Origin of the sequence: Streptomyces sp. NPDC050264, assembly GCF_040655895.1 — a bacterium.
Classification (GTDB): domain Bacteria; phylum Actinomycetota; class Actinomycetes; order Streptomycetales; family Streptomycetaceae; genus Streptomyces.
Window position 1 is genome coordinate 14,450 of record NZ_JBFAKV010000030.1, and the last position, 10,692, is coordinate 25,141.

Below are 10,692 nucleotides of genomic sequence, written 5' to 3' on the forward strand. Positions count from 1 at the left end.
GGGCGCCACCCTGGCACATACCGGGCCGCCCCCGTGGTCAGGCGTCCGGCCGCGTCGGCTGCCGGGCCAGGAACTCCGCGAACGCCGCGGCCTGTTCGGGGCTCATCCTGCCCTGCCGCGCAATCGCCGCACGCTCCTCCAGGCGCTCGACCTCGACGGCCGTGAGGAGAACCGCCACGGCCGCACCGCCCTCGGTGAAGGTCTTTCCCTCACCCCCGAGGTGAGTGTGCTGGATGAAGTCACCGACTCTCACCGGTGCGGGCACGAGCGTCCCGTCGTCGTCCGCCGAGGGCAACCGGCCGAGCCCGCCTGCCGACTCGTCCAGTTCGGCCAGCTCTGCCACCGGGTAAAGGGTGGCGGCCGGCCGGCCATCCGCCTCCACACGCACACGCTCCCCGGTGTCCCTCACCCGCCGCACCAGAGTCTCGAAGTCGACGTCCACAGCGGCCGGTTGCTCCGCTCCCCCGGTGAACGGCACCCACAGCGCCGCTTCTTCGGGTGCCGTCGGCCGACGCCATGCCAAGGTGCCGTTCAGCAGGCCCGGCCCGGCTCCGACGGCCAGCGTCGGTGCTTCGAGGATGTCGGCCATCTCCTCCAAGTACGTCGTCAGCGACTCGTAGGCGACATCGTGCCCGTAGAACCTGCTCCACGTGAGGAGCCTGCCGGTCTCGGCATCCAGACACAGCCCATAGACGAGGTCGTCGACACCGAACGAGCAGAACGGAATCCACGCGGCCCGCCAGAACTGGAACTCGCCGTCGCCGTCCTCCTTCTCCTGCGCCATCTTCTCCCGATACACGGTGACCACGGCGTCGAGGGGCATCAAGGCCCGTTGATCCAGCAGGAACCCGGCGCCCGGCATGCGGTACACCCCTGCGCACCGACCCCACAGAGCCTTCAGCCCCGCGGGGACACGGACGCCGAGCGTCTGCTGCAGGGCGGCGATCTCCTCCTCACCGGCTCCGGGCCGCAGTGCCTCCCGGGTCGCCGGAGCGTATCTCCGTAGCCAGGCCTCGACGCGCTGCCAGGCGTCGGTCACCTGCCGCGCCTCGATCGCTTCCACCCGTTGTATGTCGTCCTTCACGCCGGGCACCGTATCCGAAGCCGCGACACAGTGCCCTGCGACGAGGTCGACCACCTGGCGTGGCCGTCACGCGTCGGCGCAGACACCTGACGCATTCGGCTGCCGACTGGGTAGGCTGTTTTTACAGGGGTAATAATGCGGTTACATCCCACAGTTCACGCCCTTATCCGCTTTCTCCCTTTTTCCCTGTGGCCGCTGCCCTCCGCGGGCTCGTGAGGAGGTCACGTTGAACGGCAACGAAGAGGAAGATCTCCTTGATGGGCTGCGGGTCGACGACTCCCACCCCGAGCGGCCGGTGCTCCTCGAAGAGGACGGCCGTCCGCTGCGCACCTGGCGGGAGAACTATCCGTACACGCAGAAGCTGAGGCGCAAGGAGTACGAGCGCGCCAAGCGGGTCCTGCAGATCGAACTGCTCAAGCTGCAGAAGTCGGTCCGTGACCAGGGGCGGCGCGTCGTGGTGGTCTGCGAAGGGCGCGACGCGGCCGGCAAGGGCGGCACCATCAAGCGCTTCACCGAGCGGCTCAACCCGCGTGGGGCACGGGTCGTGGCGTTGGACAAACCGACCGAGCGGGAGGCGCGCGAGTGGTACTTCCAGCGCTACGTCACGCATCTTCCGGCCGCCGGTGAGATCGTCTTCTTCGACCGTTCCTGGTACAACCGGGCAGGCGTCGAACCCGTCATGGGCTTCTGCACCCCACAGCAGCACCAGCAATTTCTGCAACAGGCTCCCCTGTTCGAGAAGATGCTCACCGACGACGGTGTCGTCCTGATCAAGTTCTGGTTCTCGGTCTCCCGCACCGAACAGCGCACGCGCTTCGCGATCCGCCAGGTCGACCCCGTACGCCAGTGGAAGCTCTCGGCCACGGACATGGCCTCGCTGGATCTGTGGGATGCCTACACCCACGCGAAGGTGGAGATGTTCCGGACGACGGACACCGACCACGCTCCGTGGACCGTGGTGAAGACGAACGACAAGCGCCGCGGCCGCCTGGAAGCCATGCGCCACCTCTTGCTGCGGTTCGACTACGAGGCGCGGGACGAGAACGCGGTCGGGAAGGCCGATCCGCTGGTCATCGGTCCCGCCGACACCCTTCTGGAGGCGGGCGAGGACCCGACGGACCTGTCTCCCAGCAGGCTCGCGGGCTATTACGAGGGGCGAGGGCAACACCCCTGAGCGGCCTGCGTCCGAGAGCTCCGGCCGTGGGCACCACCTCGTAAGGGGCGGCCTACGGCCCGTGGCCCCTGTCATCATGATGTCCATGCCCGCATCACAAAAGGCCGATGCCGCGTAAGCGGCCCGGCGCGCTGCGCGCCGCACCGGCACCCCGTGTCGCACGGGGCTTGCCCCGGACCGGATCCACGGTGATCCCCGAGTACTGATGGTGCCGTTGATTTCGAACGAGCTCCGTCTTTCGTCGGGATCCGGCCCCGAGGACATCCGGGAACCGTGCCGGTCGGTGGTGTCGCCGACACCCCGGGCGTGGTGGGGTTCCCCTCCGGACGGTCACCTCGCCTGCGCCCCGGATCCGGTGCCGGTACATGGGCACGCTATGCCGCGTCGTGCCCCGGCGCCGGACCCGTGCTGCCCCGCGGTACGAGTTCCACCGGCAGCACCACGTGCCGTGCCAGGTTGGCTTCCGGGTCCTGGATGACCGCGTGCGCCAACTCCGCCGCGGCCCGGCCCAGTTGGCGTACCGGCTGCGCCATGGTGGACAGGTCCCATGCCGCGGCCATCGCATGGTCGTCGAAGCCCAGCACCGACACCCGGTCCGGCACGCGGACATTGGCCCCGCGCAAGACGGTGAGCAGCCGGAAGGCGATGTCGTCCGTCTCGGCGAAGATGGCCGTGGGCGGCTCCGCGAGGCTCAGCAACCGCCCCACCGCCGCGTCCAGGACCGGCCCCTGCCACTGCGCGACCTGGCGCACGAGTTCCTCGTCGTGCCCGATACCCGCCTGCGCCAGCGCGGTGCGGTAGCCGTCGAGCCGGGCCCTGCTGCTCCAGGCGAAGCCCGAGGCGTCGGCCGGCTCCAGGTAGGCGATGCGCCGGTGGCCGAGGTTGAGCAGATGCCGGGTGCCACGCAGGGCGGCCTCCGCGTCGTCCACGTACACACTGGCCCGGTCCTGTTCGTGCTGGCTGACGAAGACCAACGGGATGCCGAGGTCGTCCAGGCGCTCCCGCTCCTCGGGCGAGAGGGCGAAGCTGACGACGAGCAGGGCGTCCGCGTTGCGCCGGGCGGGCAGGCGGTCGAAGAAGTGCGCCCGCTCCTCGGGGGTGGTGACGCTGTAGACCAGCATGTCCATGCCCGCCGCGGACAGCGCGGGAGCCATCCCGGCCAGTGCGGCGCCGAGGAACCAGGACTCCAGGTTCGGTACGAGCACGGCGACCCGGCCCGTGCGTCCCGTGACCAGGCTGGAGGCGCTGCGCGAGATCGAGAACGACAGTTCGCGCGCCGCCCGTTCCACGCGCGCCCGGGTCTCGGGAGAGACCGTCGACAGGCCGCGCATCGTGCGCGAGACGGTCGAGGGGGACACTCCGGCCCGCTGTGCGACGTCCGCGAGCGTGGCGCCGTTTTCACCTGCCATGCACGGGACGCTAACACAGCGTTGCGTCCCGCACGAGCATGGGAGTGACAGCGCTGTCATTCCCAATGACTCAGCTTCACCCGGCCTTTCCCATTGACATGTCAAAAACCAGGTTCGTACTGTGCTAGCGCTGTCATCGGGCAGCGCTCAAAGGTGAGGAGCATGCCATGGCCCTGAATCGCAGAGCCCTGCTCGCGGGCGGCGTGAGCACCGTCGCGGCAGGGCTGCTGTCCGGCTGCGGGGGCAAGAACCTCGACGACCTGCTCACGCGGGCTGCGACCACCCCGAAGGCGCGGGCCCGGCTGACGTGGTGGGTCTCGGAGATCCCCTCGCGCCGCGGGGCGGTCGTCGCCGACCTGATCATCCGGGCCTTCGAGCACCGGCATCCCCGCATCCGCGTCTCGAAGATCAACGCGCTGTCCACCAGCGACGGCAACCGCAGCGCCATCGCCACCCAGCTCGCGGGCGGCTCACCGCAACCCGACGTGTATCTCGGCGACACGACGTGGCCCGCGCAGTTCGGCCACTCCTCGCTCGCACTGCCCGTGGAGACGCTGCTTCCCGACAGCTTCTGGGACGCCTATCCGGCGGCGCTGCGGCGCAGTTCCACGTACCAGGGCAGCGTCTACGCGGTGCCGTTCTTCACGGACAGCACCTATCTCTTCTACCGGAAAGACCTTCTGGCCAAGCACGGCCTGCGCGTCCCGCGCAGTTGGGAGGAGCTCCTGCGCACCTCCCGCACCGTGCAGAAGTCCGGTGACATCGACGCCGGTTTTCTCTGGCAGGCCGCGGTGACCGAAGCGCTGACGGCCAATGTCGCCGAGTTCCTCGCGGACGCGGGCGCACCCGTCCTGGACCGCGGGGGCAGGGCGGTGCTCGGCGGCGACAAGGCGGAACGCGCGTTCTCCCTGATGGCGGAGTTCACGTCGAGCGGGGTCACTCCCCGCAGCGTGACGACGTACGAGGAGTCCGACGCGCAGGACGCGTTCGTCGGCGGCCGCGGACTGTTCCTGCGCAACTGGTCCTACGCGTGGGTCAATGCGGCCGATCCCAAAGTCTCCCGCGTCGCCGGAAAGATCGGTGTCACGCTCCGCCCCGGCTTCGAGGGCACCGGCCGCAGCGGTGTCTCCTGCGCAGGCGGCTGGAGCAATTTCGTCAATCCCAGCTCCCAAGAGCTGGGCGCCGCCATGGAGTTCGCCCGGTTCTGCGCGGGGGACGAAGTGCAGCGGCTGCTCGCCCGGGAGGCAGGCGTCGTCCCCGCCCTGACCTCCGCGCTGCGCAGCGAGGAGGCGCGGGCCGCGGGTGATCCGACCGTGTTGCGCGCCGCCGGCCTGCGGCTTGTCGACCGGCCTGTGCAGACCCCGTACTACCCGCAGGTCAGCAAGGCGCTCTACACACCTGCCAACAGCGTCGTCGGCGGCGATCTCTCCCCCGCCGCCGGAGTACGCGCCGCACGCGAGGGTCTGCGCAAGGCGCTGGAAGGAAAGGCCCAGTGAACTCCGCACCACAGACGAGGTCCCGGCCGCCCACCGATCCGGCTCCACGGGAAGGCTCCCCGCGCAAGGCGTTCAAGACCGTCGCCCCGGGCGCCGCCGGGCGCCGCGGCCGCACCGGCTGGCTGTTCGCGTCCCCGGCCCTCCTGGTCGTGGCGGCGGTGACGGTCTTCCCGGTCGTCTTCTCCTTGATCCTGTCCTTTTGCGAGGTCAAGCTCGAATACGGCGGCCTGCGCCTCGGCTCGCCCACGCTCGCGCACTACGAGGCGCTGCTGACCAGCCCCGAGTGGTACCGGGCGCTGGCCTTCACCCTCGGCTTCACGGTCGTCTCCGTCTTCCTCGAACTCGTCCTCGGTACCGTCGTGGCCCTCGTCCTGGAGCGGCTCGGCGCCGCCCGGGGCTGGATCCTCGCGCTGCTCCTGCTGCCCTGGGCACTGATCAACGTGGTGGCCGCACAGCTGTGGTCGTACCTCTTCAACGGTACGTATGGCGCGGTCAGTTGGGTGTGCGCGCAGCTCTTCGGCGGGCAGCCCGACATCCTCGGCGAGCCGGCGCCCGCGATGGCCGCGATGGTGGTCGTCGACGTCTGGAAGACCACGCCGTTCGTCGCCATCGTCGTTCTCGCCGGCCTGATGCTCATCCCGGGCGACGTCTACGAAGCCGCCGAGATCGACGGCGCCAACGCGTGGACGACCTTCTGGAAGGTGACGCTGCCGCAGCTGCGGCCCATCGTCGCCATCGCGGTCCTCTTCCGCATCCTGCAGGCATTCGGGATCTTCGACCTGCCGTTCGTCCTGACGCAGGGCGGACCCGGCACGGCCACGCAGTCGGTGGCGATCCTCGGATACCGCATCCTCTTCCAGAACCTCGACTTCGGCGGAGGCGCCGCGGTCGCCGTCACCACCGCGGCCATCGTCATGGGCTGCTGCCTGCTGTCACTGCGTGTCTTCCGCGCCCAGGTCGACGATGGAGGCCGAGCATGAGCCGCCACACTCCGCGCTCCGGAGTCCGCCGGTACGTCAACCTCGTCAACCTCGGCGGGCTGCTGATCGTGCTGTGCACCACGCTGCCTCTGTTCTGGATGGCCTCGGCCTCCCTCAAGGGTCCCGGCGAGATCAGCGCGACGCCTCCCTCGCTCCTGCCCAAGGACGCGACACTCAGCAACTACGACATCGCGTTCGTCCGCAACGGCATCGGCCGCTACCTGCTGAACAGCGTCATCGTGGCGTCCGCCTCCACCGTGCTGATCCTCTCCCTGGCCTTCCTCGCCGGCTACGCGCTCGCCCGGCTCCCCCTGCGCGGCCGCGGCGCCATCATGACGGCGCTCCTCATGCTCTCCGTCTTCCCGCCGATCGCCATGCTGGTGCCGCTCTTCCTGATGGAGCGTCAGGCTGGGCTGCTCAACAGCTATCCCGGTCTGGTCATCCCCTACGTCGCGCTGAACCTGCCCTTCGCCATCTGGATCCTGCGCAACTACCTCAGCGGCATCCCCCGCGAGCTGGAAGAGGCCGCGACCGTCGACGGCGCGGGCCCACTGCGTACGGCACTGACCGTGATCCTGCCGCTGGCCCGGCCGGGCCTGTTCACGGCCGGGGTGTTCTCCTTCACCGCCACCTGGTCCGAGTTCCTGCTCGCACTCACCTTCAACGGCGCGGACGACCGCCGCACCGTCCCCGTCGGCATCGCACTGTTCACCAGCCAGTACCAGGTGCCGTACGGCGTCATCTTCGCCGGCGCGATGGTGGCCACCGTACCGATCGCGCTCCTGGTGCTGATCTTCCGCCGGTCGATCGTCTCCGGCATGACCACGGGTGCCGTGAAGGGCTGACGCCCAGCGCCCCGCCGCACATCCCTGAAAGGCCCCGCATGACCCAGCACCCCACCCCCGCCGGCGCGCCGAACGACGCGGACTGGTGGCGGCAGGCCGTCATCTACCAGGTCTATCCGCGCAGTTTCGCCGACTCCGACGGCGACGGCCTCGGTGACATCGCCGGCGTCACCTCCCGCCTCCCCTACCTCGCCGACCTGGGCGTGGACGCCGTCTGGCTGAGCCCCTTCTACCCCTCGGAACTGGCCGACGGCGGCTATGACGTCGCCGACTACCGCGACGTCGACCCCCGGCTCGGCACCCTCGACGAGTTCGACACGATGGTCGCCTCGGCCCGCCGGCTCGGCCTGAAGATCATGGTCGACATCGTGCCCAACCACTCCTCGGACCAGCACCGTTGGTTCCAGGAGGCGCTCGCCGCCGAGGCCGGCTCCGCCGCCCGCGACCGCTATGTCTTCCGCGACGGCAAGGGCGCGGCCGGTGAACTCCCGCCCACCGACTGGCCGTCCAGCTTCGGCGGCCCCGCCTGGACCCGGGTCCCCGACGGCCAGTGGTACCTCCACCTCTACGCGCCGGAACAGCCCGACTTCAACTGGGACAACCCCGAGGTCCGCGAGGACTTCCATCACACCCTGCGCTTCTGGTCCGACCGGGGCGTGTCCGGCTTCCGGATCGATGTCGCCCACGGCCTCGCCAAGGACCTGAGCGAACCGCTGCGCGACCTCGGCGAGGCCCTGAGCTACCAGCCCGATGCCCTGCCCGACGACGGCAGCCACCCCCTGTGGGACCGGGACGCGGTGCACGGGATCTACCGCGGCTGGCGGCAGGTCTTCGACGCGTACGACCCCCCGCGCTTCGCCGTCGCGGAAGCCTGGGTGCGCGCCTCACGGCGTACCGCGTACGCCTCTCCGAACGGGCTCGGCCAGGCCTTCAACTTCGACTTCCTCGGCGCCCGGCTCAACGCCCCCGAACTGCGCTCCACCATCGACTCCGCGCTCGCCGACGCCCGTGGCGCGGGCGCGACCAGCACATGGGTGCTGTCCAACCACGACGTGGTGCGTCACCCGTCCCGGTACGCACTGCCCGATGGATACACCAAGCCCGACATTGAGGCGTGGCTCCGCACGGACGGTCAACAGCCCACCCCCGACAGGGAGTCGGGCCTGCGCAAGGCGCGCGCCGCGACGCTGCTGATGCTGGCGCTGCCCGGCTCCGCGTACGTATACCAGGGCGAGGAGCTGGGACTGCCCGAGGTCGCCGACCTCGCCCGTGAGGATCTGCGGGACCCGATGTGGGTCCGCAGCGGCGGACGCGTCAAGGGCCGCGACGGCTGCCGGGTGCCGCTGCCGTGGACTCGTGACGGCGCGAGTTTCGGCTTCGGCGCCGGCGGGTCCTGGCTGCCCCAGCCGGCGGACTGGGGCACGTACGCGGCGGACGTCCAGCGCGGCGACAAGGACTCGGCCCTGGAGCTGTACCGCGCGGCGCTGCGCCTGCGCCGTGCGCTCGTGGTGGACGAGACCCTGGAGTGGGCAGGCACGGACCTGCAGACGGAGCGGGGCCTCCTGCACTTCGCCCGCACCGGCGGCTGGCACACCGTCGGCAACCTGTCCGACGAACCCGCGCCACTGCCGGAGGGCGAGATCCTGCTCGCCTCCGCGCCCCTGCCGGACGGGCAGCTCCCGCCCTGGACCACGGTGTGGCTGCGGACCGGGTGACGGTGGCCGCAACCGGATGACGCGTCACACAGAAGGGGCCCGCGAAGCGCGGGCCCCTTCTGCGCGTACCCCGGGTGCGGGCGAAGCCAAGGCCACGGCTTGGGCCGGGTCCGCGTTCTCGGTGAACCTCTCCGGTGCCGACCTGGCAGCCGATCAGGCCGCGGCAGCGCACGCGGTCGGCAACACGGTCGGCAACGCGGGCGGCCCCATCGCCGTGAACGCCCTGCCGTCCGGTGCCCCGGGCTCCGCGGCGCACGCGCTCGCCCCGGACACCCTGGGCAGCGGCTTCAGCTCCGCGTTCCTGGTGGGCGGAGCCACGGCCGCCCTCGCCGCGGCGCTGACCGCGTTCGGCATGACCGGGGTCCACGCTCACCGTTCCGGCGACGACACCGGGGGCGAAGTGTCCTCGCCCTTGGCGGCCGGGCCCGGCGGCACCCCGGATGCGGCCCTCGCCACGTAAGCGACCGGACCGCGCGGCGTCCCGTCGGACGCCGCGCGCACCGGAGGGCTCCGGTCATGACGACCGGCCGCCGAGAGACGCCTGTTGGACCGTGTCGGTCAGCGCACGCAGATGACCGCCACCGTCGCGTGCCGGGCCATCCCCGCCACGACCTCCACCACCAGCCCCTCCCCCGTCGTCGTGTACGCCTCGCCGTCGTCCGTCCGCGCCCGCCGCCCCGGCCCCGACTCCGTGATGTGCCGGGCCATCTCCGCGGCGACCTGCGCGATCACCGCCTGCGACAGGACGCATCGCCCGTCCGGCAGCCGTACCGCGACCCGATGCGGCTGGACCATGGGCCCGACATAGCCGACGACGTGCGCGTCCACGGGCTCCGAGTGCCGGATCTTCTGCCAGACCCTGGCCGGCTGGTACGGGGACGTCGCACGCTTCGCGACGACGCCCCCGATCCCCTGCCTCCGGAGCTGTTCGAACCAGACCAGCGCCACCTCCGCGTCGTCCGTGGCGGGCACGGGCTGGATCGGCGGCGGCACATCGGCGAGAACTTCGAGCAGGGCCGCGCGCCGTTCGGTGTACGGCCGGTCGCGCAGATCCACGCCGTCGACCGCGAGGCAGTCCCACACGGCGTAGTACGCGGGGTACTCCGCCGCGAGCGCGGACGCCCGGCGGGGCGTCGAGTTCCCGCGGACCTGTGCCGCCGAGGGATCGAGCCGGCCGTCGGTCCAGACGACGGCCTCGCCGTCGAGGACCGTGCCGGGGCGCAGCGCGGCCTGCCCGGCGATGGCGAGGTCCACCCACGCTCCGGTGATGGTGCGCCCCGAGGGGGCCTGACATTTCACGGTCTCCCGCGTGCGGTGCATGACGAGCCGGAGCCCGTCGAACTTGGGCTCGTACCACCAGCCCGGACCGGCGGGCAGGTTGGCCACGGACTCGGCGAGCGCGACAGCGACAGGGATCTCCACCCCTTCAGGCTTGCCGAGTACCGCCGGGACCGCAGGCCCGGCTAGCCCAATCGTCCTGATCGCCGTCCTCGGACGCGGGCCGGGCCGGCCGCACCCCAATGCGACCGGCCCGGCCCCCGAGCCCCGCACCGCCGTGCGGCGCGCGGGGGCACCCCTTCTGCTCCGACCGATTGCCCGGCCCTGTCCCGGGCACGCACGCCGTCACCGGGACGGGTGATCAATCGGGTGGTGCGCAGGGCAAGCGCGGCGGGTACGGGACGGCTGCGCCGATGCTCAAGCCGCCTCGTAGTGATGGGCGCGGCCGCCACGCCACGTCACCCGTGCCGGGTCGTGGAGGAGCGCCTCCGCGTCCGCCAGTCCGGCGCCGCGCAGGAGTTCGACGACCTCGGCGTCCGAGTGGGCGAGGCCGAGGATCCGTCCCCGCGCCGTCACCCTGCGGCCGCCCGTCCCGAGCGCCGTGTGCACGCCTATCGCGGCGCTCGCCACACCTGCGCGACGGCCGCTCATCGGCCCTTGCCCGACTTCACGAACCACACGGCGGCGACGGCGATGACGACCAGGATGATC

At 71.1% G+C, this 10,692-nt stretch carries 10 protein-coding genes; 6 read left to right on the top strand and 4 right to left on the bottom strand.

Annotated elements, in window-relative coordinates; genetic code table 11:
• Positions 1 to 37 precede the first annotated feature (37 nt).
• Complete coding sequence (locus AB0J02_RS37165) at positions 38 to 1,084, bottom strand: SMI1/KNR4 family protein (protein WP_363198283.1); 1,047 nt, start codon at positions 1,082 to 1,084, stop codon at positions 38 to 40.
• A gap of 226 nt (positions 1,085 to 1,310) precedes the next feature.
• Between AB0J02_RS37165 and ppk2 the strand changes: the two genes are divergently transcribed.
• Positions 1,311 to 2,258, top strand: coding sequence for a polyphosphate kinase 2 (gene ppk2 / locus AB0J02_RS37170; RefSeq protein WP_363198284.1), 948 nt, complete (start codon positions 1,311 to 1,313; stop codon positions 2,256 to 2,258).
• Between the two features lie 374 nt (positions 2,259 to 2,632).
• Here the strand turns inward: ppk2 and AB0J02_RS37175 are convergent, their stop codons facing one another.
• Positions 2,633 to 3,667 (bottom strand): LacI family DNA-binding transcriptional regulator, encoded by a 1,035-nt coding sequence (locus AB0J02_RS37175; protein WP_363198285.1) that lies wholly within the window; start codon positions 3,665 to 3,667, stop codon positions 2,633 to 2,635.
• Positions 3,668 to 3,834: 167 nt separating this feature from the next.
• Between AB0J02_RS37175 and AB0J02_RS37180 the strand changes: the two genes are divergently transcribed.
• From AB0J02_RS37180 to AB0J02_RS37200, 5 genes are read left to right on the top strand one after another with little or no spacing between them, the layout of a single operon-like run.
• A complete protein-coding gene (locus tag AB0J02_RS37180; protein ID WP_363198286.1) occupies positions 3,835 to 5,163 on the top strand; it encodes an extracellular solute-binding protein in 1,329 nt (442 codons plus the stop codon).
• The gene (locus AB0J02_RS37185) at positions 5,160 to 6,143 is read left to right on the top strand and encodes a sugar ABC transporter permease (RefSeq protein ID WP_363198287.1); all 984 of its coding nucleotides are present in this window, start codon (positions 5,160 to 5,162) and stop codon (positions 6,141 to 6,143) included. The genes AB0J02_RS37180 and AB0J02_RS37185 overlap by 4 nt, the downstream gene beginning before the upstream one ends.
• Positions 6,140 to 6,988, top strand: a complete 849-nt coding sequence (locus AB0J02_RS37190) for a carbohydrate ABC transporter permease (protein WP_363198288.1) — start codon at positions 6,140 to 6,142, stop codon at positions 6,986 to 6,988. The genes AB0J02_RS37185 and AB0J02_RS37190 overlap by 4 nt, the downstream gene beginning before the upstream one ends.
• Before the next feature lie 38 nt (positions 6,989 to 7,026).
• Complete coding sequence (locus AB0J02_RS37195; protein WP_363198289.1) at positions 7,027 to 8,703, top strand: glycoside hydrolase family 13 protein; 1,677 nt, start codon at positions 7,027 to 7,029, stop codon at positions 8,701 to 8,703.
• A gap of 16 nt (positions 8,704 to 8,719) precedes the next feature.
• Positions 8,720 to 9,163, top strand: coding sequence for a hypothetical protein (locus tag AB0J02_RS37200; RefSeq protein ID WP_363198290.1), 444 nt, complete (start codon positions 8,720 to 8,722; stop codon positions 9,161 to 9,163).
• Between the two features lie 98 nt (positions 9,164 to 9,261).
• On the opposite strand, the gene AB0J02_RS37205 is transcribed toward AB0J02_RS37200, so the two are convergent.
• Positions 9,262 to 10,125, bottom strand: a complete 864-nt coding sequence (locus AB0J02_RS37205) for a DNA ligase (protein WP_363198291.1) — start codon at positions 10,123 to 10,125, stop codon at positions 9,262 to 9,264.
• A gap of 273 nt (positions 10,126 to 10,398) precedes the next feature.
• Positions 10,399 to 10,632: a hypothetical protein gene (locus tag AB0J02_RS37210; protein ID WP_363198292.1), complete on the bottom strand. Its 234-nt coding sequence runs from the start codon at positions 10,630 to 10,632 to the stop codon at positions 10,399 to 10,401.
• Between the last annotated feature and the right edge of the window lie 60 nt (positions 10,633 to 10,692).